Source organism: Pseudomonas sp. S3_A03, from assembly GCF_054668275.1.
The window spans coordinates 2,807,957-2,831,683 of the sequence record NZ_CP162753.1; the positions used below are offsets into that span (position 1 = coordinate 2,807,957).

Annotated in this window: 23 protein-coding genes and 1 pseudogene; 5 read left to right on the top strand and 19 right to left on the bottom strand. The window is 59.4% G+C overall.

The features are described 5' to 3' along the window. Positions 1–5: 5 nt before the first annotated feature. The 12 genes from tolA to AB4O25_RS12850 all read right to left on the bottom strand — a co-directional run bounded on the left by tolA (position 6) and on the right by AB4O25_RS12850 (position 9,434). A complete protein-coding gene (gene tolA / locus AB4O25_RS12795) occupies positions 6–1,079 on the bottom strand; it encodes a cell envelope integrity protein TolA (protein ID WP_017529214.1) in 1,074 nt (357 codons plus the stop codon). Next, positions 1,079–1,531: a protein TolR gene (gene tolR, locus AB4O25_RS12800; protein ID WP_161979898.1), complete on the bottom strand. Its 453-nt coding sequence runs from the start codon at positions 1,529–1,531 to the stop codon at positions 1,079–1,081. The genes tolA and tolR overlap by 1 nt, the downstream gene beginning before the upstream one ends. Positions 1,532–1,554: 23 nt before the next feature. After that, positions 1,555–2,250 (bottom strand): protein TolQ, encoded by a 696-nt coding sequence (gene tolQ / locus AB4O25_RS12805; protein ID WP_010208111.1) that lies wholly within the window; start codon positions 2,248–2,250, stop codon positions 1,555–1,557. Between the two features lies 1 nt (position 2,251). Beyond that, a complete protein-coding gene (gene ybgC, locus AB4O25_RS12810; RefSeq protein WP_017529215.1) occupies positions 2,252–2,707 on the bottom strand; it encodes a tol-pal system-associated acyl-CoA thioesterase in 456 nt (151 codons plus the stop codon). Between the two features lie 139 nt (positions 2,708–2,846). Continuing rightward, a complete protein-coding gene (gene ruvB / locus AB4O25_RS12815) occupies positions 2,847–3,905 on the bottom strand; it encodes a Holliday junction branch migration DNA helicase RuvB (RefSeq protein WP_017529216.1) in 1,059 nt (352 codons plus the stop codon). Continuing rightward, the gene (gene ruvA, locus AB4O25_RS12820) at positions 3,906–4,517 is read right to left on the bottom strand and encodes a Holliday junction branch migration protein RuvA (RefSeq protein WP_003175802.1); all 612 of its coding nucleotides are present in this window, start codon (positions 4,515–4,517) and stop codon (positions 3,906–3,908) included. Between the two features lie 69 nt (positions 4,518–4,586). Further along, positions 4,587–5,111: a crossover junction endodeoxyribonuclease RuvC gene (gene ruvC, locus AB4O25_RS12825; protein ID WP_017529217.1), complete on the bottom strand. Its 525-nt coding sequence runs from the start codon at positions 5,109–5,111 to the stop codon at positions 4,587–4,589. A gap of 171 nt (positions 5,112–5,282) precedes the next feature. After that, entirely contained in the window at positions 5,283–6,029 is a 747-nt protein-coding gene (locus AB4O25_RS12830) for a YebC/PmpR family DNA-binding transcriptional regulator (RefSeq protein WP_460150908.1), read from the bottom strand. 135 nt (positions 6,030–6,164) lie between these two features. Next, complete coding sequence (gene aspS / locus AB4O25_RS12835; RefSeq protein WP_021491234.1) at positions 6,165–7,940, bottom strand: aspartate--tRNA ligase; 1,776 nt, start codon at positions 7,938–7,940, stop codon at positions 6,165–6,167. Between the two features lie 108 nt (positions 7,941–8,048). Then, positions 8,049–8,270, bottom strand: coding sequence for an FmdB family zinc ribbon protein (locus AB4O25_RS12840; protein WP_010208103.1), 222 nt, complete (start codon positions 8,268–8,270; stop codon positions 8,049–8,051). Positions 8,271–8,436: 166 nt separating this feature from the next. Continuing rightward, positions 8,437–8,778, bottom strand: coding sequence for a ribbon-helix-helix domain-containing protein (locus AB4O25_RS12845; protein WP_017529220.1), 342 nt, complete (start codon positions 8,776–8,778; stop codon positions 8,437–8,439). A 182-nt stretch (positions 8,779–8,960) separates the two neighbouring features. Then, the gene (locus AB4O25_RS12850) at positions 8,961–9,434 is read right to left on the bottom strand and encodes a Dps family protein (protein ID WP_003193874.1); all 474 of its coding nucleotides are present in this window, start codon (positions 9,432–9,434) and stop codon (positions 8,961–8,963) included. Between the two features lie 351 nt (positions 9,435–9,785). Here AB4O25_RS12850 and AB4O25_RS12855 point away from each other — a divergent pair, with 351 nt between their 5' ends. Next, positions 9,786–10,388, top strand: a complete 603-nt coding sequence (locus AB4O25_RS12855) for a cold-shock protein (protein WP_005790922.1) — start codon at positions 9,786–9,788, stop codon at positions 10,386–10,388. A 70-nt stretch (positions 10,389–10,458) separates the two neighbouring features. Here AB4O25_RS12855 and AB4O25_RS12860 read toward each other — a convergent pair whose 3' ends face one another. After that, complete coding sequence (locus AB4O25_RS12860; RefSeq protein ID WP_003175810.1) at positions 10,459–10,665, bottom strand: SlyX family protein; 207 nt, start codon at positions 10,663–10,665, stop codon at positions 10,459–10,461. A 3-nt stretch (positions 10,666–10,668) separates the two neighbouring features. Beyond that, positions 10,669–11,094 carry an HIT domain-containing protein gene (locus tag AB4O25_RS12865; RefSeq protein WP_065876967.1) on the bottom strand — a complete coding sequence of 142 codons (426 nt, stop codon included), beginning with the start codon at positions 11,092–11,094 and terminating at the stop codon, positions 10,669–10,671. A 743-nt stretch (positions 11,095–11,837) separates the two neighbouring features. Here AB4O25_RS12865 and AB4O25_RS12870 point away from each other — a divergent pair. Further along, positions 11,838–13,130 carry an OprD family porin gene (locus tag AB4O25_RS12870; RefSeq protein WP_017529222.1) on the top strand — a complete coding sequence of 431 codons (1,293 nt, stop codon included), beginning with the start codon at positions 11,838–11,840 and terminating at the stop codon, positions 13,128–13,130. Between the two features lie 192 nt (positions 13,131–13,322). Here AB4O25_RS12870 and AB4O25_RS12875 read toward each other — a convergent pair whose 3' ends face one another. After that, positions 13,323–14,165 carry a mechanosensitive ion channel family protein gene (locus tag AB4O25_RS12875; protein ID WP_017529223.1) on the bottom strand — a complete coding sequence of 281 codons (843 nt, stop codon included), beginning with the start codon at positions 14,163–14,165 and terminating at the stop codon, positions 13,323–13,325. 136 nt (positions 14,166–14,301) lie between these two features. Next, positions 14,302–14,787 (bottom strand): YajQ family cyclic di-GMP-binding protein, encoded by a 486-nt coding sequence (locus AB4O25_RS12880; protein WP_003175814.1) that lies wholly within the window; start codon positions 14,785–14,787, stop codon positions 14,302–14,304. A gap of 125 nt (positions 14,788–14,912) precedes the next feature. Here AB4O25_RS12880 and AB4O25_RS12885 point away from each other — a divergent pair, with 125 nt between their 5' ends. The 3 genes and pseudogenes from AB4O25_RS12885 to AB4O25_RS12895 all read left to right on the top strand — a co-directional run bounded on the left by AB4O25_RS12885 (position 14,913) and on the right by AB4O25_RS12895 (position 18,495). After that, complete coding sequence (locus AB4O25_RS12885) at positions 14,913–15,830, top strand: putative 2-dehydropantoate 2-reductase (protein WP_065876986.1); 918 nt, start codon at positions 14,913–14,915, stop codon at positions 15,828–15,830. A gap of 46 nt (positions 15,831–15,876) precedes the next feature. Further along, on the top strand, positions 15,877–17,913 hold the full coding sequence (locus tag AB4O25_RS12890) for a sensor histidine kinase (protein ID WP_017529225.1): 2,037 nt from the start codon (positions 15,877–15,879) through the stop codon (positions 17,911–17,913). 2 nt (positions 17,914–17,915) lie between these two features. Then, positions 17,916–18,495, top strand: a pseudogene (locus AB4O25_RS12895) (cob(I)yrinic acid a,c-diamide adenosyltransferase). Between the two features lie 74 nt (positions 18,496–18,569). Here AB4O25_RS12895 and AB4O25_RS12900 read toward each other — a convergent pair. From AB4O25_RS12900 to secA, 3 genes are all read right to left on the bottom strand, one after another. Beyond that, complete coding sequence (locus AB4O25_RS12900; protein ID WP_460150909.1) at positions 18,570–19,514, bottom strand: Nudix family hydrolase; 945 nt, start codon at positions 19,512–19,514, stop codon at positions 18,570–18,572. 19 nt (positions 19,515–19,533) lie between these two features. Then, positions 19,534–20,751 carry a bifunctional glutamate N-acetyltransferase/amino-acid acetyltransferase ArgJ gene (gene argJ / locus AB4O25_RS12905; RefSeq protein ID WP_017529228.1) on the bottom strand — a complete coding sequence of 406 codons (1,218 nt, stop codon included), beginning with the start codon at positions 20,749–20,751 and terminating at the stop codon, positions 19,534–19,536. A 123-nt stretch (positions 20,752–20,874) separates the two neighbouring features. Then, complete coding sequence (gene secA / locus AB4O25_RS12910) at positions 20,875–23,610, bottom strand: preprotein translocase subunit SecA (protein ID WP_068937492.1); 2,736 nt, start codon at positions 23,608–23,610, stop codon at positions 20,875–20,877. Positions 23,611–23,727: the final 117 nt, after the last annotated feature.

Genomic DNA, 23,727 nt, shown 5'->3' on the forward strand with positions numbered 1-23,727 from the left:
GTTTCTCACAAGGCTAGATCCTCAGGTGTGAATGTCATCTTGAATGAACGATAGGGAGCGAAGTCGCTTGGTTTCATTCCCTGCATCTCGGTCAACCGGCCAATGTTCTTGACCGCGGCAACCGCCGAACTGTCGAACGATGGATCGCCACTGCCCTTGGCCACGCTGACCGAAGTCACCGTACCGTCCGGCAACATGCCGATCTGTAGCACTACTGTCATGCCTTTGCGTGCCGAAGGTGGACGAGTCCAGCCTTCTGCTGCCCGTGCCCGAATCAGGTCGTCGAAACTGCCCGCGACTTCATCACCACGCTCATCGGCCAAGGCTTGCTGACGCTGCGGCGTGTCGGAGAGCAAATCTGCCAAGGCCTGGGCCTTTTTCTCTTCGGCGGATTTACGCGCTGCTTCCTGGGCCTTTTTCTTGCTGGCATCGGCGGCAGCTTTCTTCTTCGCGTCGTCGGCGACTTTCTTCTTCGCCTCGTCTGCTTCAGCTTTTTTCTTGGCGTCTTCGGCGGCTTTCTTCTTCGCGTCTTCGACTATCTTCTTCTTGGCCTCTTCAGCGGCCTTTTTCTTGGCCTCTTCTTCGGCAGCCTTTTTGGCTTCTTCTTCAGATTTCTTCTTGGCTATATCAGCCAATTGTTTCTCTTCGGCTTTTTTCGCTTCGGCGGCTTTCTCGGCTTTCTTGGCTTCATCAGCCTTTTTCGCCTCGTCGGCCTTCTTCGCTTCGTCAGCCTTTTTCGATTCCTCGGCTTTTTGAGCCGCCTCTTCTTTCTTTTGTTCCGCAGCAGCCTTCACCGCTTCCTGCTCGACCTTTTTCTGTTCCATCTGCTCGACTTCAGTCTGGCGCGCGGCCGACTTCTGGGCTTCACCCGCAATCTTCTGATTGGTCTGGGTGGTGGCCTGACTTTTCGATTTCAGCTGATACAGGGTCGCCTGCACGATCGGCTTGGCTGGCGGCAGGTCCGGGGTCATGGCAAAGCTGACGAACAGCATGCCAAATACCAGGACGTGCAGGGCAATTGCCCAGACGCTCGGCCAGAAGTAGCTTTCCGAGGCGGACGGCTCTCGCTGTTGCTGCATCAGGGCGCCTCGGTAATCAAGCCAACGTTACCCACGCCGGCTTTCTGCAGCCCACCCATGGCACCCATGACGGAGCCGTAGTCGACCGACTTGTCGCCGCGAATGAACACCTGGGTGTGCTTGCCGCCTTCGTTGCCGGAGCGAATGATCTTGGTCACCGCATCGGTCATCGCCGGCAGGGTCAAGGCCTTGTCCTGCTGCTTCTGGGTGTCGACTTCGCTGCCAAGGTTCCAGTAATAGGTCTTGTCAGACTTGATCGAAATGGTCAGCACCTGGGTGTTGTTGTCCTGGGGCAAGGCTTCGCTGGAAACCTTGGGCAGGTCAACCTTCACGCCCTGGTTGAGCATCGGCGCAGTCACCATGAAGATCACCAGCAGCACCAGCATCACGTCGATGTAAGGCACTACGTTCATCTCGGCGACCGGCTTGCGCTTGGTTCGAGCTCGAGTGATTAAAGCCATCGGGGAGTACCTGCTTATTCTTCGCTGGTGTGCACTTTACGGTGCAGGATCGCCTGGAATTCATCGGCGAAGGTGTAGTAACGGCCAATCAGGTTTTCGCCGCGCGCGGCAAAACGGTTGTAGGCAATAACGGCCGGGATAGCGGCGAACAGGCCGATCGCGGTGGCGATCAGGGCTTCGGCGATACCCGGGGCCACGGTGGCCAGGGTGGCTTGCTGGGCCTGGGCCAGGCCGCGGAAGGAGTTCATGATGCCCCACACGGTACCGAACAGGCCGATGTACGGGCTGACGGAACCGACGGTGGCAAGGAACGGCAAGCTTTGCTCAAGCTTCTCTTCTTCGCGGGAAATGGCGACGCGCATGGCACGGGCCACGCCTTCCATCACGGCTTCCGGGTCAACCCCAGGTTGCTGGCGCAGGCGGGAAAATTCCTTGAAGCCGGCACGAAAGATCTGCTCGACGCCCGAATCGGGGTCCGGGTTGCTGCCGGCCTGGCGATACAGCTTGGACAGGTCGATACCCGACCAGAAGCGCTCTTCAAAGCTCTCCAGGGCGCGTCGACCGGCGCGCAGCAAGTTGCTGCGCTGAAAAATCATGACCCAAGAGGTAACCGATGCGGCTACCAGGGTCAGCATGACCAGTTGAACCACAACACTGGCATTGCTGACCAGGCTCCACATGGAGGAATGGTCGACGACGGTAGGTTCCACGCTAAATCTCCTGCTTTGATTGTTTACCCGCGCCGCTCACGGCGGCAAAGGCCGCACGTAGAGTTTCGGGAATGGCCCGAGGTTTCAAACTGTTGGTGCGCACACAGGCCACCAGGAACTGCCCCTCGCAGAGCAGCGTTGCATCCGTTGCCCGCCTGACCTGCTGCTTGAAACGCAGGCTGGCACGGTTCAATTCGATTACTTCAGCGCTGACCAGCAGTTCGTCGTCCAGTCGCGCCGGCGCGTGGTAACGCACCTCGCTGGAGTGCACGACGAATAACAGGTCCTCCCCTGCCAGCTGGGATTGGGCAAAGCCCAGCTCCCGTAGCCGCTCGGTTCGAGCCCGCTCCATGAACTTGAGGTAATTGACGTAATACACGATGCCGCCGGCATCGGTGTCCTCGTAATAAACGCGACAGCGATGTGCGAACGACTGATCCCCGTTTTGCGCGCGCATACTCTAGTGCTTACTCCTGAGGTTGCCAATCCGGCTGAGCAACTGTTTTTGCATTCTCAAAGACATTTCCAACCACTGACTGACGACGCCAGACACTGGGACAGCACAAACCTCGAATAAATCGGCCCGCATCGCCTTTTTAATCGTCCACTGCATCGAGAAACTCGTCTACCGCAGGCATCTCACCCAAACGTGACGGAATGTTTAACCCGAAGTGCAGATAGGCATGGCGTGTGACGACGCGGCCCCTTGGGGTGCGCATGATATAGCCCTGCTGGATCAGGTACGGCTCCAGCACATCTTCGATGGTATGGCGCTCCTCACTGATTGCGGCCGCCAGGCTGTCCACACCCACCGGGCCACCGTCGAATTTCTCGATCATGGTCAAGAGCAGGCGCCGGTCCTGGTGGTCGAAACCATGCTCATCCACGTCCAGCAGGTTCAACGCCAGGTCGGCCACGGCCTTGGTGATATGCCCCTTGGCTCGCACTTCGGCAAAGTCGCGCACGCGGCGCAGCAGGCGGTTGGCAATTCGCGGCGTGCCACGGGCGCGACGGGCGATTTCAAACGCGCCTTCCGGGTCCAGCGGCAACCCGAGAATGCTTGCCGAACGGCTGACGATGGTTGCCAGGTCGGCGGTGCTATAGAACTCTAGACGTTGAACAATGCCGAAACGGTCTCGCAACGGGTTGGTCAGCATACCGGCACGCGTCGTTGCGCCCACCAGCGTGAACGGTGGCAGGTCGAGCTTGATCGAACGGGCCGCCGGGCCTTCGCCGATCATGATGTCGAGCTGGAAGTCTTCCATCGCGGGGTACAGCACTTCCTCGACAATCGGCGACAGGCGGTGAATCTCGTCGATAAACAACACATCGTGAGGTTCAAGGTTGGTCAGCAGCGCGGCCAGGTCGCCTGGACGCTCCAGCACCGGGCCGGAGGTGGATTTGATCGACACGCCCATTTCCTGGGCAATGATGTTGGCCAGGGTGGTTTTACCCAAGCCCGGCGGGCCGAAGATCAAGGTGTGGTCCAAGGACTCACTGCGCCCACGCGCGGCCTGGATAAACAGCTCCATCTGCTCGCGCACGGTGGGCTGGCCGATGTAGTCGGCCAGGCTCAGCGGGCGAATGGCACGGTCCTGGACTTCTTCACGGTCGCGCGGGCCGGTGGCCGCGATCAGACGATCAGCTTCAATCACTTAAATCATTCCCTTCAGGGCTCGGCGGATCATGTCTTCACTGCTCAGGTTCTTGTCTTTGATGGCCGACACGGCTTTGCTGGCTTCCTGCGGCTTGTAGCCCAGGGAGATCAAGGCACTGACCGCATCGCTTTCGGCGCTGGCGACCTGGCCCGCCGGCATGTCCGGCTGGTTCGGCACCAGGGCGAACATGCTCGGTACGACTTCCCACGCTTTAAAGCGGTCCTTGAGCTCCACCAGCAGGCGCTCGGCGGTTTTCTTGCCCACGCCTGGCACCTTGGTCAGCGCCGAGGTGTCCTGGGCCGAAACCGCACGCACCAGTTCATCCACTTCCAGGCTCGACATCAAGGCCAGCGCCAATTTTGGCCCTACGCCATTGAGGCGAATCAGTTCACGGAAAAAGTCGCGGTCACGCTTGCCAATGAAACCATAGAGCAATTGCGCGTCTTCGCGCACCACCAGGTGAGTATGCAGCGTAATGGGTTCGCCGACCGAGGGCAGGCGGTACAGCGTAGTCATGGGCACTTCCAGCTCATACCCCAACCCATTGACATCCAGAATCAGGTGCGGCGGCTGTTTTTCAGCCAGAGTGCCGCGCAAGCGTCCAATCACGGTTCAGATCCTTAAAGCGTGGGGGTCAGATCAAAGGCCTGACCGCAAATATCGATTGCGCTGATGCTATCAGAGACGCAGCCGCCCGCCACGACTGCGTGCGGTGCCCAACCCATGAGGCAGCAGGCTGGAACGGGTATGCGCATGACAAATGGCGATGGCCAGGGCGTCGGAAGCGTCAATCTGCGGTTTTGAAGTGAGTTTTAGCATGTGCATGACCATCATCTGCACCTGTTCTTTATTGGCCGCGCCAGTGCCGACCACAGCCTGCTTGACCTGGGTCGCGGTGTATTCGGCGATCTCCATGCCCTCCTCGGCGCCAGCCACGATAGCAGCACCGCGGGCCTGACCAAGCTTCAACGCAGAATCGGCGTTCTTGGCCATGAATACTTTTTCGATGCCCATGGTCACAGGGCCGTAGGTCTGGATCACTTCACGCACGCCGCGATAGACAATCTGCAAACGCTCGGCCAGTTCGCCCGAACCGGTGCGGATGCACCCCGAAGCAACGTAGACGCAGCCGCGCGGGGTCTGTTGCACCACGCCAAAACCGGTAATGCGCGAACCGGGGTCGATACCTAGGATTAAAGTCATAACGCCTGCGGTTAGGGTAAACACATTTCTTGATACTCAGAGAATCCAATGTGGGAGGGGCTTGCCCCCGATGGCGGTGGGTCAGTCACAAATGTGCTTACTGACACTCCCTCATCGAGGGCAAGCCCCCTCCCACACAAGCCCCTCCCAGATTCGGAGCTACAGCGCTTTTCAGCCCAGTTGCTCCGCTACCGATTCCGGGATGTCGGCATTCGAGTAAACGTTCTGCACATCATCCAGGTCTTCGAGCATATCCAGCATCTTCAGCACTTTCTGCGCGCCGTCCAGGTCCAGTTCGGCACTGGTGGTCGGCAACATCACGATTTCCGCGTCGGTGCCCTTGAAGCCAGCAGCCTCCAACGCGTTACGCACGGCGTAGAAGCTGGCAAACGAGGTAAACACATCGATGGAGCCGTCTTCGTTGGTCACCACGTCGTCGGCATCGGCCTCCATCGCAGCTTCCATCAGCGCGTCTTCATCGGTGCCCGGCCCGAAGGATATCTGCCCTTTACGCTCGAACAGGTAAGCCACCGAGCCATCGGTACCCAAGTTGCCGCCGCATTTGCTGAATGCATGGCGCACGGCGGCGGCGGTGCGGTTGCGGTTATCGGTCATGCACTCGACCATCACCGCCACGCCGCCCGGACCATAACCTTCGTAGGTCAGCTCGACCATGTCGTCGGTGTCGGCCGCACCGGCGCCACGAGCCACGGCGCGGTCGATGATGTCGCGGCTCATGTTAGCGCCCAGGGCCTTGTCCAGTGCCAGGCGCAGACGCGGGTTGGAACCTGGGTCACCACCGCCCTGGCGGGCGGCGACGGTCAGCTCACGGATCCACTTGGTAAAAATCTTGCCTTTCTTGGCATCCTGACGCTCTTTGCGGTGCTTGATGTTCGCCCACTTGGAATGGCCAGCCATAACACAACTCCGAATTCTCTAGAAACCTTATCAATCCCGCCCCAGGCGAGATTTCCCTCTTTTAAACGCAAAGGCGCATCCGAAGATGCGCCTTTTTGACTGCCTACAACCCTATCGCGCTTTCACGCAGCAGCCTTACTCAGCCTTCGGCGTCTCGCGCAGGCGGATGTGCAGCTCGCGCAGTGCCTTGGCATCCACCACACCCGGAGCCTGGGTCATGACGTCCGCGGCGCTCTGGGTTTTCGGGAAGGCGATCACTTCACGGATCGACTGGGCGCCAGTCATCAGCATGACCAGACGGTCCAGGCCGAACGCCAGGCCACCGTGCGGCGGCGCGCCGTATTTCAGGGCGTCGAGCAGGAAGCCGAATTTCTCTTCCTGTTCCGCTTCGTTGATGCCCAACAGGCGGAAGACCGCTTGCTGCATCTCTTTGCGGTGGATACGGATCGAACCGCCACCCAGCTCGGTGCCGTTGAGCACCATGTCGTAGGCGCGGGACAACGCGCCTGCCGGGTTGGCTTCCAACTCGGCCGGGGAGCACTTCGGCGCGGTGAACGGGTGGTGCAAGGCGCTGAAGCTGCCGTCGTCGTTCTCTTCGAACATCGGGAAGTCAACGACCCACATCGGCGCCCATTCGCAGGTCAGCAGGTTCAGGTCGTGACCCAGCTTGATACGCAGCGCGCCCAGGGCTTCGCTGACGATCTTGGCCTTGTCGGCGCCGAAGAACACGATGTCACCGTCGACCGCACCCACGCGATCGAGGATCGCGTTCAGGTTGTCCAGCGGGATGTTTTTCACGATCGGCGATTGCAGGCCGTCAACGCCGTTGGCGCGCTCATTGACCTTGATGTACGCCAGGCCCTTGGCACCGTAGATGCCGACGAACTTGGTGTAGTCGTCGATCTGCTTGCGCGGCATGCTCGCGCCGCCTGGCACACGCAGGGCGGCGATGCGGCATTTAGGGTCGTTGGCCGGGCCGCTGAATACTTTGAAGTCGACTTCTTTGAGCTGGTCGGCCACGTCCACCAGTTCCAGCGGGTTACGCAGGTCTGGCTTGTCGGAACCGTAGCGGCGCATGGCCTCTTCGAAGGTCATGTGCGGGAAGTCGCCGAACTCCAGGTCCAGCACTTCCTTGAACAGGTTGCGGATCATTTGCTCGGTCAGGCCCATGATCTCTTTTTCATCGAGGAAGCTGGTCTCGATGTCGATCTGGGTGAATTCCGGTTGACGGTCAGCGCGCAGGTCTTCGTCGCGGAAGCATTTGGCGATCTGGTAGTAACGGTCGAAGCCGGCCACCATCAGCAATTGCTTGAACAACTGCGGCGATTGCGGCAGCGCGAAGAACGAACCGGCGTGGGTACGGCTCGGTACCAGGTAGTCACGCGCGCCTTCCGGGGTGGCCCGGGTGAGGATCGGCGTTTCGACGTCGAGGAAGCCGTTTTCATCCAGGAAGCGGCGGATGCTGGTGGTCATGCGCGAACGCAGGCGCAGCTTCTCGGCCATTTCCGGACGACGCAGGTCCAGGAAGCGGTACCGCAGGCGGGTTTCTTCGCCTACGTCGGAGTATTCGTTGAGCGGGAACGGCGGCGTTTCCGACTCGTTCAACACTTCCAGCTCGTAGCCCAGCACTTCGATGCCACCGGACGCCATGTTCTTGTTCACGGCACCGGCAGGACGCAGGCGGACCTTACCGGTGATCTTCACAACGTACTCGCTGCGCACACGGTCGGCGGCGGCGAAGCTCTCGGCGCGGTCCGGGTCGAACACTACCTGGGCCAGACCATCACGATCACGGATATCGAGGAAGATCACCCCGCCGTGGTCGCGGCGACGGTGAACCCATCCGCAAAGGGTGATTTCCTGACCTTCCAGGGTCTCGTTCAGTTGGCCGCAATAGTGGCTGCGCATCATGGTCGTGGTTTCACTTCTCGTAATTCGAAATTCGGTGGCAGGCCTGCCTCGTCACCGTACATTAAAGCAGGGGACGGATAATGCAGGAGCCTGCGCGTAGAGTTCAACTCAGTCTGCTTTGTCGCCGCCCGCCAGATTCTTCTTCGAGCCGGTCTTGAAATCGGTCTCGTACCAGCCGCTGCCGCTCAAGCGGAAGCCCGGCATGGACAACATCTTCTTGAGCTCCGGAGCCTGGCAGGCTGGGCAATCGACCAGCGGCGCTGCGCTGATCTTCTGAATGGCTTCCAACTGATGACCACAGGAAGCACATTGATAGTCGTACATGGGCATGGAGATGTCTCGGCGATCAGAACGTTACTGCGCCACGCCTGCCCTAAGGGTCGGCGGCATGCGCAGCAAAGCGCGGGATTATATCTGGTAAATCGAGGCAGCGCAGCCGGCTTTCTACCCGAAGCCTCGCCCGCCTGGGCGGCGGGCCGGCTGCGGGGTCACGGGTTTACTCAGGGTTCGGCGAGGTGGCGCAGCTTTTTAGCAAGTGAACGACGCACACCACCCTCACGAGCCCACTGAAATTTTTCACACCGCCGTAACGCAAATGCACTTCCCGGTCGACGTAAGACAACAATGCACTGACAGAACAGGCATTGATCCGGGCTATTTCCGTAAGGATGTTCCAATAGACCTGCTCAAGCCGCAGGCACGTTGAAAACCCATTGAGCCTGACCGATCGGGACAAGGGCCTGGCCAGCGCCATGTCGAACCCTTTAGCAAACGGGTCGACTTTTATCTTATGAAAACCACAGGTTTCCATCACTCCATTACCCACCGCGCGTGACATACACCTGACACTCCATTGCCAAACAGTAACCCAGGGGTTATTCCCATTGGGCGATGGCTCTATGGAACAGCAGGGAGACCGGTGGCAGCCAGAAGACGCGGAGTCGATAGTTGTAGGACAACGCCAGGAAGTGCGCAGAAACAAGCGAGTGGCGCCAGGACGGCGCCACTCCGATGCGTGACTTATTGATTTTCGAGCAGGGAACGCAGCATCCACGCGGTTTTCTCATGGACCTGCATGCGCTGGGTCAGCAGGTCCGCCGTCGGCTCATCGCTGACTTTATCGAGCAATGGGAAGATGCCACGCGCCGTGCGGGTGACCGCCTCCTGGCCGGCCACCAGCTGCTTGATCATCTCTTCGGCGCTGGGTACGCCTTCCTCTTCCTTGATAGAAGAAAGCCGGGCGTAGATCGAATAGGCGCCCGGTGCCGGGAACCCAAGGGCGCGGATACGCTCGGCAATGGAGTCCACCGCCAGCGCCAGCTCGTTGTACTGCTCTTCGAACATCAAGTGCAACGTACGAAACATGGGGCCTGTGACGTTCCAATGGAAGTTGTGGGTCTTCAGATACAGTACATAGGTATCGGAAAGCAGCCGCGAAAGCCCGTCGACGATGGATTTGCGATCTTCTTCACTGATGCCGATATCGATTGCCATGTTTATCCCCTTCAATTGAGCAACATTCATTGACCAGGTGCCGCACCACTCTAGCAAGAGTGCCGGCGATACGCAGCCGGATACACCCAGGCGACGTGCGGCAAATCGCGCGCACCTGTCTAGGACAAGTGTTTGCCCTGCAAATGCCCAAAGCCTCACGCGCCCCGTAAATGCTTGATTTGAGTAGGCACGGCCTTTGCTGTTAAATAGGCAGCGTGTCGCCGCCGTTAATGTCCACGGCAAGCGGCATAGGCTGATACCCGTGCACGTGCCCAACGCCTCCCATTGTTCAGAAGCGAACCGTGCCAGTCAGCTCTTCCTGGTGATCCGTCTTAACGTGAGTTAATCAAAATGTTGAAAATCGTCCACCTGCTAACGGGCGTTGCAGCGTTGCTGCTGTCCTTTATCCCGAGCCTGCAGCCTGAAAGCCTGCCCTACCTGCAACAACATGATGCTTTGTATCTGGCCTTGTTCGGCCTTCTTAACCTGACCCTCGCCCCGGTAATCCCTTACTGGAACAAAGGCACCCGTCATCAACTGCAAAACCTGGTCAGCGCGCTGCTGGTACTGACCGTTGTCGTACAAACCCTCACCCTCCTGGCACCCATGCCTGAAGTCGGTGGTCATCCGGCCATCCTGCTCAGCCTGGTGATTGCTGTGGTCGCCATCGTTCTTCACCTGGCCATCAGCTTCTACCGTTCGTCGCCGGCGGCCGCGTCGCAGAACTACGATATGACCAACCGGGATACCGGTACCGTCAAGTGGTTCAATACGTCCAAAGGCTTCGGCTTTATTTCCCGTGATTCGGGCGACGATATCTTCGTCCACTTCCGGGCCATTCGAGGTGAAGGCCATCGCGTCCTGGTGGAAGGCCAGCGCGTGGAATTCTCCGTGATGAATCGCGACAAGGGCCTGCAAGCCGAAGACGTGATCGCGGCATTGCCGCGTCGCTGATACCGCTTTAGCAGCCGTAAAAAAACCGCGATCCGGCGCTGCCGGGTCGCGGTTTTTTATTGCCCCCGGATCAATAGTGAGGCGGTGGCGCTTCTTCTTCGGACGTTTCGAACTGGCCACCCATTTCTTCCTGGCGCTTGAGCAGCGCAGTCATCTGCAGTTGCAGGCGCTCAACCGCGCGTTGCTGGGCGACGAGGATGTCATTGAGGGTCTCGATGGTGTCGTCCTGAAAGGCCAGGCGGCTTTCCAGGTCGGTAACGCGTGCTTGCAGATCCATGATTCAGCTCTGGGTAAATTTGAAATCGGCGGGCAGCAGCTCGCGCAGACGTGCGCGGATACCCGCCACTTGCTCGTCAGTATAGGGCTGCGCAGGATGCTTGCCCCACACCGGTGCCGGCCAGGCGGCGTCATCGCGCTTGCGTACGATCACATGCACATGCAGTTGGCTGACCACGTTGCCCAGTGCACCGATATTCATCTTGTCGGCGTCCAGGCCCTGGTTCAGCCATTGCGCCAGGGCTGTCGTCTCTTGCCACAGAGTTTGTTGATCTTGGACACTCAGCTGAAACACTTCGCTGATACCTTCGATGCGCGGCACCAGGATGAACCAGGGGTAGTTCGAGTCGTTGGTCAGCAGCAGGCGGCACAACGGGAAATCCCCGATGACCAGTGTGTCTTGTTGCAGGCGTTGATCTAAGGCGAACACCGCGGGCCTCCGTTCGGCAGGTCAGGTTCAGGGCGCCCAGCATACCGTTGAATGCCTCAGGCTTCACGGCGATTGCACACGCACCCGCGCAATCCTGCAAAAAACCTGCACCCTTTCGATGCAGGCAATTATTTGAGCTACGCTAACTCGGGCCTCACCGGGATGCACCAAAATGACCCACCTGTGCTTCAAAGGGGCCCGCGAACTACCCACTTCGTGGGGTGGACCGGTAACGTTTTTACCTGGAACAGCTTTTTTGTACCTGCGAACAGAAGTAACACTAGGGCGTCAAGCCCAAACCAAACGGCTTAAAAAGCCCGTGTTTATGAGGTTTTTACAGGACCATCACATTTTTCACGAAAAAATGACATTCGGTTACTGAGTTGGGCGCGCTTGTTGCATTCACCCCGTTATCGTCGGCAACGGCACCTGCCGGGAAGCAGGTGTTACGCGATAAAGAACAGTGGCGTTTCAATGCATCTCAGGGAAGGTTTCAAACTTCGAAAGGCGTTTGAAAACAGCATTGAAGTTGTCAGCCCATTTACAGTCGGGCTGTGAATTTGCGACACGGAGCTAGCAATTTACGACAGCCTCGTAAAGAAGCTGAAAGGAAAGATGGGTAAGTATCGTCAATAGAGCCGGCGTGATATAACTTTGCGCCGACACAAAAAAGAAAGAGCCGCCCAGATAAAAATACAGGTGGGACGGCAGTACTCTTCCTAAAACCAAAGGAGCAAATCACGATGCGCGTGATGAAGTGGAGCATGATCGCCCTGGCTGTTTCAGCAGGCACCTCGCAGTTCGCAATGGCGTCCGCCCAGGACGATTCCAAGGGCTTTATCGAAGACAGCACCGCCAGCATCCTGACGCGTGCCTTGTACTTCAGCCGTGACCGCCGTAATCACGATGCAGCGCAAAGCCGTATTGAAGAATCCGGTCTGGGCTTCCACGGCCTCTTCAGCTCGGGCTACACCCAAGGCACCGTCGGTGTTGGTGTCGATGTCATCGGCCTGCTGGGCGTCAAACTCGACAGCGGCAAAGGGCGCGCAGGTACCGGTCTGTTCCCTGAAGGTTCCGACGGCCGTTCGCAGGACGACTATTCCAAAGCCGGCGCTGCCGTGAAGTTCCGTATTTCCAACACGGTTCTGAAGGTCGGTGATCAATACACCACCGCTCCAGTATTCGCCTCCGATGACAGCCGTTTGCTGCCGGAACTGCCGCAAGGCGTTTCCATCACCAGCAACGAAATCAAAGATCTGAAACTGGAAGCCGGTCACTTCACCTCGATCGTTGCCCAAGACCAGACCTACCGCGACAGTATCCTCAGCTCTGAGCCAAACTCAAACCGCGGCCTGCGCGACGCCAACTTCGTGGGCGGCGTGTACTCCTGGACCCCAGAGTTCACCACCAGCCTCTACTACTCGAAAGTGGAAGACTACTGGAAGAAGATCTACGCCAACGTGAACTGGACACACGCGCTTAGCGATGACCAATCCGTGGCTGTCGACTTCAACATCTACGACACCAAGAGCGACGGCGCGGGCCTGGTACGGTCCGACAAAGACAAGACCACCAAGCTCGACAACCGTGCATTCAGCTTGCAAGGCGCGTACACCATTGGTGCTCACACCTTCACCCTGGCAGCTCAGAAAGTCAGCGGCGACGGCCAATACGGCTACGGCGTAGACGGCGGCGGCACGATTTTCCTGGCCAACTCCATCGCCCGTTCCGACTTCAACGCTGAAGACGAGAAGTCCTACCAAGCTCGTTATGACCTGAACATGGCGACCTTCGGCATTCCAGGCCTGAGCTTCATGACTCGTTACGTAACCGGTCGCGGCGCCAACATCGCCACGACTAACAACGGTAAAGAGTGGGAACGCGATATCGAAGCCAAGTACGTGATCCAGAGCGGTCCGGCCAAGGACCTGAGCCTGCGCGTACGTCAAGCGACCTATCGCTCGTCTGATCAGGTTTACTCGGGTTCTCTCGACGAACTGCGTCTGATCGCGCAATACCCGCTGAACATCCTGTAATTGCCCGTTCAATTACAACGATGACTTAAGGCTTCGGCCTTAAACAAAAAGCCGCTCCCCTGTTTGCAAGGGAGCGGCTTTTTTATTGCAGTTTCATGTCGCCCGATAATAACTAGCAAGCTAAGTAACTAATGAGATTAAACCAACACGTTTAACCTGACCTTTCGGCCAAGTTAAACATGACGCTTCCCGTTACTTCGGTGCGGCTTCCTGCATTACGCGAATAACCCGCTGCGGAAATGGAATATCAATTCCCGCCGCCTTCAAACGATCACGCGCCAATTCATTAAGCATGAACACTACGTCCCAATAATCCGGCGTATTGGTCCAGCAGCGCAGGGAAACGGTGATCGAGCTGTCGCCCAGGGTCGAAACCACCGCGACCGCGGCAGGATCGGTCAGTACGCGTGGGTCCTTGGCCAGCTCCAGCAGCACTTCGCGGGCTTTCTGCAGGTCCGCCTCGTAGTCCACACCCACGTCAAACACCACCTTGCGGGTCGGCTGGCGGTTGGTGTTGGTGATAAGGCCGTTGGACAGGCTGCCGTTAGGAATGATCACCGTCTTGTTGTCGCCGGTGCGCAACACCGTGTGGAAGATCTGGATGCTGTCGACGGTACCCGAGGTGCCCTGGGCTTCGATCCAGTCACCAATGCGGAACGGGCGGAACAACAGAATCAGCACGCCACCGGCAAAATTCGCCAGGCTGCCTTGCAAGGCCAGGCCAATAGCCAGGGTAGCGGCACCGATGGCGGCAACGAACGAGGTGGTCGCCACGCCGATCATCGAGGCCACGTTGACCACCAGCATGACTTTGAGCGCGATGTTCGCCAGGCTGGTGATGAAATGTTGCAGCGCCTGGTCTGCGTTACGCAGGGCCAGCAGGCGGCCCACTCGGTGGGTCAATACATTGATCAGCCACCAGCCAATGGCCAGGGTGATCATCGCCAGCAATACGCGGCTGCCATATTCCATGATCATCGGGATCCACGACTGTGAGGTCTTGATCAAGTGATCCATTTCAGCGTTTAAATCCATGGAGCTTCTCCTGTGTAGCGGATGTGCGGCTTTATTGACTGCCTAAAAACGCAAATGAGCCCCGTAGGGCTCAAGTGTAGGCGCGGATTCTGGGGCGTGGGACGTCAAAAACGCGCACAGGTTCCGCAAAGTGCCATCAGTCGCGGAAGTTATTGAACTGCAATGGCATGTCGAAGGTCTTGGCGCGCAGGGCCGCGATGGCCTCTTGCAGATCGTCACGCTTCTTGCCGGTCACACGAACTTGCTCACCCTGGATGGCGGCCTGGACTTTCAGCTTGGCATCCTTGATATGCGCGACGATTTTCTTCGCCAGCTCCTTGTCGATGCCTTCCTTGAGCACGGCTTCCTGCTTCATCAGCTTGCCGGAGGCGTAGGCGTCCTTGATTTCAAGGCATTGCGCGTCGATCTTGCGCTTGACCAGTGACAGCTTGAGGATCTCGATCATCGCTTCCAGCTGGAAATCGGCTTCAGCGGTCAGGTTGACGGTCAGTTCTTTTTCCTTGAACTCGAAGCTGCCCTTGCCTTTGAGGTCATAGCGACGGTCCAGCTCCTTGACGGCATTCTCGACGGCGTTGGTGACTTCGTGTTTGTCCAGTTCAGATACCACGTCGAACGAAGGCATGTGATTTCTCCAATAATAAAGGGGCGGGCTCAGTAGAGATGGAGCGCGCCCGAGCTAAAATGCCGGGGCATTATAGCGGTTCTTTCGCCCCGTTCACCGCAGGCGACCCTACGGAGCAAAAACTGATGTCGACCACCTGGCATATTCTCGGCGCCGGCAGCCTGGGCACACTCTGGGCCACGCGCCTGGCCCGCGCCGGGCTGCCCGTGAGGTTGATCCTGCGGGATGAGGCGCGCCTGGCCAACTATCAGGCCGCAAAGGGGCTGACGTTGGTCGAGCACGGCGTAGAGCAGACATATCCAGTCATTGGCGAAACGCCCCACGGCCCGGAGCCAATTCATCGCCTGCTGGTAGCGTGCAAAGCCTACGACGCCCAAAGCGCGGTCGCACAGCTGCAACACCGGCTGATGCAAGACGCGGAGTTGATCCTGCTGCAAAACGGCCTTGGCAGCCAAGACGCGGTGGCCGCGCAATTGCCCCAGGCACGCTGCATCTTTGCCTCCAGCACCGAAGGCGCGTTTCGCCAGGCGGACTGGCGCGTGGTCTTTGCTGGTCATGGCTACACCTGGCTGGGCGACTCGGCCCGGCCGACGCCACCGGTGTGGCTGGACGAGTTGCAAGCCGCCGGCATCCCCCACGAATGGAGTACCGATATCCTGACGCGGCTATGGCGCAAGCTGGCGCTCAATTGCGCGATCAACCCACTGACCGTGCTTTACCAGTGCCGCAATGGCGAGCTGCAAAAGCATCAATGCGAAGTGGCCACCCTGTGCGCCGAACTCGGCGAACTATTGGAATGCTGCGGCCAACCCGCCGCCGCGCAGGATCTGCAAGCAGAAGTGGAACGGGTGATCCACGCCACCGCCGCCAACTATTCCTCCATGTACCAGGACGTGGCCAACGCCCGCCGCACCGAAATCAGCTACTTGTTGGGCTATGCTTGCCAGGCGGCAACCCGCCACCAATTGACGCTGCCGCATTTGCAGCAGTTGCAGCAGCGCTTGATCGACCAGTTAGTGGTACGCCGATTGCCCCGCGACTGAACCACGCGCTACCCTGCCAGCCTGTCTATCACCTGGGAAAACCCTGATGCCGCTGCGCCAGCGTCTTGAAAACTTACCGGTAGGGCAGAAACTGCTGGCCGCCCTGCTGGTGCTGCTGACCACCGTATTACTGGTGGCCAACCTGACCTTTATCAGCGCCGCCTATTGGATCTCCCAGGAGAGCATGGCTCCCCAGGCCTTGCAGGCCATCGGTCGGCTGGTCTCCAACCCGGCCCTCGCCGCCGAAGCCCTCGAATCCAGCGCCAAAGCCCAAGCGCTGCTCAATGAACTGACCAGCTATTCACCCTTGCGCGCTGCCGCCTTGTACGACGGCGAAGGCAACCGCCTGGCGCAGATGCAACACGGTGATCGCTTGAATTTGCCCGACAACTATCGGCATATCGAGGCGTGGCGCGTGACCGAGTTTCGCAGCAACCAGGTGATCACCCTGCCCCGCGCCGGCCAGCCTTCAGGGCATTTGCTGCTGGTGGCCAGCAGTGAGCTGCCGGTGGCGTTCTATACCGGCACGCTGACGGCCAGCCTGGGCATCCTGATTTTCAGCGTGCTGTTGTGGTTAGTGATCGCGCGGCAGATCAAACGCCTGATCACCCGGCCGATCCACGAACTGGAAGAACTGTCACGCCAGGTAACCCGCGAAGAAAACTACGCCCTGCGCGCCGGCCGTGGCAACCACGATGAAATCGGCAGCCTGGCCGAAGCGTTCAACACGATGTTGTCGCGTATCGAAGCCCGCGAGCAACAGCTCAAGCGCGCCCGGGACGACTCCCAGGCCGCCTACGACCAGGCCCAGGGCCTGGCTGAAGAGACCCGCCACACCAACCGCAAGCTGGAGCTGGAAGTCCAGGTTCGCAGCAAAATCGAGAAAAAACTCACCGGTTTCCAGAACTACCTCAACAGCATCATCGACTCAATGCCCTCGGCGCTGATCGCCCTGGACGAGCAGCTCTATGTCACCCAGTGGAACCAGGAAGCCAGCGCGCTTTCCGGTACGCGCCTGGACGAAGCACTGAACCAGCCGATCTATCTCGCCTTCGAACCGCTCAAGCCTTTCCTGCCGCAAATCAAGGCCACGATCGAGCAACACACGGTAGAACGCATCGAACGTGTGACCTGGATCAAGGATGAAGAGCCCAAGCATTACGCCCTGACGTTCTATCCACTGATGGGCGGTGCCGGGCGCGGTGTGGTGATCCGCATCGATGACATCACCCAGCGCCTGTCCCTGGAAGAAATGATGGTGCAGTCGGAAAAAATGCTCTCCGTCGGCGGGCTGGCCGCCGGTATGGCCCACGAAATCAACAACCCGCTGGGGGCGATCCTGCACAACGTACAGAACATCCGCCGCCGTTTGTCCGCCGACCTGCCCAAGAATCTGGAATACGCCGAACAGACAGGCGTGGAACTGGCGACGATCAACCGCTACCTGGAAGGTCGCGAAGTGCCACAACTGCTCGATGGCATCCAGCAAGCCGGGGCACGAGCCGCCAAAATCGTCACGCACATGCTCAGTTTCAGCCGGCGCAGCAATCGACAGATGGCGCCTTGCGACTTACCCGCGCTGATCGATCAAGCCGTTGAAATTGCCGGCAACGACTTCGACCTGGCCATAGGGTTCGACTTCAAGGGCCAGGCGATCATCCGCCAGTTCGACCCGCAGTTGGGCCCGGTACCCGGCACCGCCAACGAACTGGAACAGGTGCTGCTCAACCTGCTGAAAAACGCTGCCCAGGCGATTCACCTGCGTGAAGACGATCGCGAGCCGGGGCGCATCATCCTGCGCACCCGCCTCAACCCGCCATGGGCAGAGATCCAGGTGGAAGATAACGGCATCGGCATGAGTGAGAATGTGCGCAAGCGCACCTTCGAGCCATTCTTCACCACCAAGGAAATCGGCCAGGGCACAGGGCTGGGGCTGTCGGTGTCGTATTTCATCATCACCAACAACCACAAAGGCCAAATGGAAGTACATTCCACCCTCGGCCAAGGCACCTGTTTTACCTTGCGCATCCCCTTGGCCGGCAGCCAACTGCCACCCTACGAACGCACCCAACTGGAGCACTGACCATGGGCTTTCGCCTGTCGAAAATCTACACACGTACCGGCGACAAAGGCGAAACCGGCCTCGGCGACGGCCGCCGGGTGCCCAAGGACCATCCGCGCGTGGAGGCCATCGGCGAAGTCGATGCGCTGAACAGCCAGCTGGGGTTGTTGCTGGCAGGCCTTGAAGAGCAAAGCGGCAAGCATCCGCAACTGAAGGATGTGGTTGAGGTACTGACGCCTTGCCAGCATCGATTGTTCGATTTGGGCGGTGAGCTGGCGATGCCGGTGTACAAGGCGTTGAACGCCGCGGAAGTGGATCGGCTGGAAGCGGCGATTGATCGCTGGAATGAAGAGGTCGGGCCACTGGAGAGACTTTATCCTGCCCGGTGGCTCGGCGCTGATTGCCCAGGCCCATGTGTGCCGTAGCCTGGCGCGCAGCGCGGAGCGGCGATGTCAGCACCTGAATGCGGTGGAGCCGTTGGAAGGCGTTGGGTTGGCGTATATCAATCGGTTGTCGGACTTGCTGTTTGTGGCGGCGCGGGTGATTGCCAGGCGCCAGGGAGTAGCGGAGGTTTTGTGGCAGGCGGCAGCCAAGCCACACTGAACCGCACTCCAAAGGGTATGCCCCGGTCAAATGTGGGAGGGGGCTTGCTCCCGATGAGGCCCGTCAGAACACCATCACTCCTGCGGCCAGAACGCCCTGATACCTGCCACACCCTGCGCCCCAGCCTCCCAAGCCTTCTCTCGTTCAGCCGGCCCAACACCACCCAGCAAAAACACCGGCTTGCTGAACCCACGGATCAACTCCATCGCCTGCTCCCAGCCCAACGGCTGCGCGTCAGGGTGGGTCAGGGTCGGTTGCACCGGCGACAGCGTGACAAAATCCACGTCCATCAATTGCGCCAATGCGAGTTCTTCAGCGTTGTGGCACGACGCCGCGAGCCAGCGGTCCTTCGGCAACGGTCGGCCTTTGCTCGCGTATTTACGCAGCTGGGCCGAGGTCATGTGCCAGCCGGCCGCAGGAAAATCCCCCAGCCATTCAAACGGCCCCTTGAGCATCAATTGTGCCTTGCCCGCGCACAGGCCCACCGCATCCACCGCCAGGTCGCGGTATTTGGGGTCGTAGCCGTTGGGCGCGCGCAGTTGAACCAGCTTGATGCCGCCAGCCACAGCCTTCTGAATCCCACGCAACAGTGTCGGGGTGTCCAGTTCGCCAGGGGTGATCAGGTAATCGGCGGGCAAGCGCGCGGCGGCAACGATCGGCGCGTTAGCGGCCGGGAATTCATAGTTGAGCAAATCCCGAGGCGCCACCCACTCCAGGGGTTGACCCTCGGCGCCATGCGGTTCGCCGGTAAACGCCGAAACTTCCCAGACATCCAGTAATACCTGTTTGTCCGGGTAGTCGTGTTGCACCTTGATCAGCGGCCGCGCCGTGGTGACCTGGATGCCCAACTCTTCCTGCAACTCGCGGGACAAGGCGGCGGCGACCGATTCATCCGCCTCCACCTTGCCGCCGGGAAACTCCCAGAGGCCGCCTTGATGCTGAGTATCGGCGCGGCGCGCCAGCAGGATCCTGCCATCGACACCGCGGATCACCGCTGCTGCTACATGCACTCGTTTCACCGCGCTCATCCTCCAGGCTTCAGGTACGGTATTCCGCGTTGATCTTCACGTACTCGTGGGACAGGTCGGTGGTCCAGATGGTTTCGCTGCAATCGCCACGGCCCAACTCGATACGGATGGTGATTTCTTCCTGCTGCATCACCGCCGAGCCCTGGGCTTCGGTGTAGCTCTCGGCGCGGGCGCCACGGCTGGCGATGCACACGTCACCGAGGAACACATCGATCTTGCTCACATCCAGGTCCGGCACACCGGCACGGCCAACAGCGGCGAGGATGCGGCCCCAGTTCGGGTCGGAAGCGAACAGCGCAGTCTTGATCAGTGGCGAGTGGGCCACGGTGTAGCCGACATCCAGGCATTCCTGGTGATTGCCGCCGCCGTTGACTTCGACCGTGACGAACTTGGTCGCCCCCTCACCGTCACGCACGATGGCCTGGGCCACGTCCATGCACACTTCGAACACCGCCTGCTTGAGGGCCGCGAACAGCGGGCCGCTGGCCTCGGTGATTTCCGGCAGGTTGGCCTGGCCGGTGGCGATCAGCATGCAGCAGTCATTGGTCGAAGTATCGCCATCAATGGTGATGCGGTTGAACGACTTGTTGGCACCGTCCAGGATCAGGCTGTGCAACACATCGCGAGAGACTTTGGCGTCGGTGGCAATGTAGCCGAGCATGGTGGCCATGTTCGGACGGATCATGCCCGCGCCTTTACTGATGCCGGTGACGGTGACGGTCTGACCGTCATGCACGAACTGGCGGCTCGCGCCTTTTGGCAGGGTGTCGGTGGTCATGATGCCAGTCGCGGCGGCGGCCCAGTTATCCACAGACAGGTCATCCAGTGCGGCTTGCAGGGCGCCTTCGATTTTCTCGACCGGCAGCGGTTCGCCGATGACGCCGGTGGAGTAAGGCAGCACTTGGCTGGCATCCACGCCGGCCAGTTGAGCCAGCTTGGCGCATGTGCGCGCGGCAGCCACCAGGCCAGGCTCGCCGGTACCGGCGTTGGCATTGCCGGTGTTGGTCAGCAGGTAACGAATGGAGCCTGCAACACGTTGCTTGGCCAGGATCACCGGTGCGGCGCAAAACGCATTGAGGGTGAACACACCGGCGACGGTCGAGCCTTCGGCACAGCGCATCACCACCACATCCTTGCGCCCCGCACGTTTAATGCCGGCCGAAGCGATACCCAGTTCAAAACCGGCAACCGGGTGCAATGTGGGCAAAGGACCAAGACCAACAGCCATGAATGCGCTCCTTAAAATTAGGTGATGTCTGTGCCGCCATGATCGACGGTGAAATTAATGGCAAAACGCCGCGACGGCAGAGGCCGGTCGCGGCGCGGAGTGTTGCAGCGTCAGGCGAAAATCTTATTCGATCTGGCCGTGGCAGTGTTTGAATTTCTTGCCCGAGCCGCAATAGCACAGCTCGTTGCGGCCCAGCTTCTGCTCGTTGCGCACCGGTGTCTGGGCCAGGGCCACATCGACCTCCTCGCCCAGTACTTCAGGTGCGTCCAGACTCGGTGCTTCGTCGTGCTGGAACTGCATGCGCGCCGCCAGTGCCTCGGCTTCCTGGCGCAGGCGAGCTTCCTCTTCGATAGGGTCTTCGCGACGCACCTGAACGTGGGACAGCACGCGAATCGAATCGCGCTTGATCGAATCCAGCAACTCGGAGAACAGCGTGAACGACTCGCGCTTGTATTCCTGCTTGGGGTTCTTCTGGGCGTAGCCACGCAGGTGGATACCGTGACGCAGGTGGTCCATGGTCGACAGGTGGTCTTTCCACAGGTCGTCCAGCACGCGCAGTACGATTTGTTTCTCGAAGGTGCGCAGCGCTTCGGCACTCGCCTGCTCTTCTTTCTCGTTGTACGCGGCCAGCAACTCGGCCATCAGTTTTTCGCGCAGGGTTTCTTCGTACAGGTGGTCGTCTTCGTCCAGCCATTGCTGAACCGGCAAGTCGACACCGAAGTCGCTCTTCAATGCCGCTTCCAGGCCGGCGACATCCCACTGTTCAGGCAGGGACTGTGGCGGAATGTGCGCGCTGACGGTGGCGTTGAGCACGTCCTGGCGGAAATCGGCGATGGTCTCGCCAATGTTGTCGGCGGCCAGCAACGTATTACGCATGTGATAGATCACTTTACGCTGTTCGTTGTTGACGTCATCGAACTCGAGCAGTTGCTTACGGATGTCGAAGTTGCGGCCTTCAACCTTGCGCTGGGCCTTCTCGATGGCGTTGGTCACCATGCGGTGCTCGATCGCTTCACCGGACTGCATGCCCAGGGCCTTCATGAAGTTTTTCACCCGGTCCGAGGCGAAAATGCGCATCAGGCTGTCTTCCAGGGACAGGTAGAAGCGGCTGGAACCGGCGTCACCCTGACGACCGGCACGACCACGCAACTGGTTGTCGATACGACGCGATTCGTGACGCTCGGAGGCGATCACCTGCAGGCCGCCGGACTCCAGCACGGCCTGGTGACGCTTCTGCCAATCGGCCTTGATCTGGGCGATTTGCTCAGGGGTCGGGTTGTCCAGGGAGGCCACTTCCACTTCCCAGTTGCCACCCAACAGGATGTCGGTACCACGACCGGCCATGTTGGTGGCGATGGTCAATGCGCCTGGGCGACCGGCCTGGGCGATGATCTCGGCTTCTTTTTCGTGGAACTTGGCGTTGAGCACTTTATGCTCGATGCCTTCCTTGTTGAGCAGGTTGGACACGTGCTCGGACGTTTCGATGGTGGCGGTACCCACCAGGATCGGGCGCCCCTGGGCCATGCCATCCTTGATGTCGTTGATGATCGCCGCGTATTTCTCTTCGGCGGTCAGGAACACCAGGTCGTTGAAATCTTTACGCGCCAGCGGCTTGTTCGGCGGGATGACCACTACCGACAGACCGTAGATCTGGTGGAACTCGAACGCTTCGGTGTCGGCCGTACCGGTCATGCCGGACAGCTTGTTGTACAAACGGAAGTAGTTCTGGAAGGTGGTGGACGCCAACGTCTGGCTTTCGGCCTGGATGTTGAGCATTTCCTTGGCTTCGATGGCCTGGTGCAGGCCTTCGGACAGACGGCGACCCGGCATGGTACGGCCGGTGTGTTCGTCGACCAGTACCACCTGGCCATCTTGCACGATGTATTCGACGTTGCGATGGAACAGCTTGTGGGCACGCAGGCCGGCATACACATGGGTCAGCAGGCCCAGGTTGTGCGCCGAGTACAGGCTTTCGCCTTCAGCCAGCAAACCGATCTGGGTCAGCATGTCTTCGACATACTGGTGGCCGGCTTCGTTGAGTTCGACCTGGCGGGTCTTCTCGTCGATGGTGAAGTGACCTTCTTTGGTCACCACGCCTTCCACTTCCTCGATGTGCTGCTCAAGGCGCGGGATCAACTTGTTGATCTCGGTGTACAGGCGCGAGCTGTCTTCGGCCTGGCCGGAGATGATCAGCGGGGTACGAGCTTCGTCGATGAGGATGGAGTCGACTTCGTCGATCACGGCAAAGTTGAGTTCGCGCTGGAATTTTTCTTCCATGCTGAACGCCATGTTGTCGCGCAGGTAGTCGAAACCGAATTCGTTGTTGGTACCGTAGGTGATGTCGGCGGCGTAGGCGGCGCGCTTCTCTTCCGGCGGCTGGAACGGCGTCACGACGCCGACGGTCAGGCCGAGGAATTCATACAGCGGGCGCATCCAGTTGGCGTCCCGGCGAGCCAGGTAGTCGTTCACCGTCACAACGTGCACGCCCTTGCCGGACAATGCGTTGAGATAAACACCCAGGGTTGCTACCAGGGTCTTGCCTTCACCTGTACGCATTTCGGCAATCATGCCTTCATGCAAGGTCATGCCGCCGATCAACTGCACGTCGAAGTGGCGCATGCCCATGACACGCTTACCGGCTTCACGGGCAACCGCGAAAGCTTCGGGCAGCAGTTTGTCGAGGGTTTCACCTTTGGCTATGCGGGCCTTGAACTCTTGGGTCTTGGCGCGCAATTGCTCGTCCGACAGGGCAACCATCTGCTCTTCGAAGGCATTGACCAGCTGCACCGTCTTGAGCATGCGTTTGACTTCGCGCTCATTCTTGCTTCCAAAAAGTTTCTTTAACAAAGGCGCAAACATATCGGCAGGTTCTTCCACACATAGGGATGGAGGGCGCACCGTGAGTGGCCCGAGCAGCCCTCACGGCCGCATGCGAACGCGCATTCTACCCGGAATCGTGGGTGAGGAAAGTGGCGT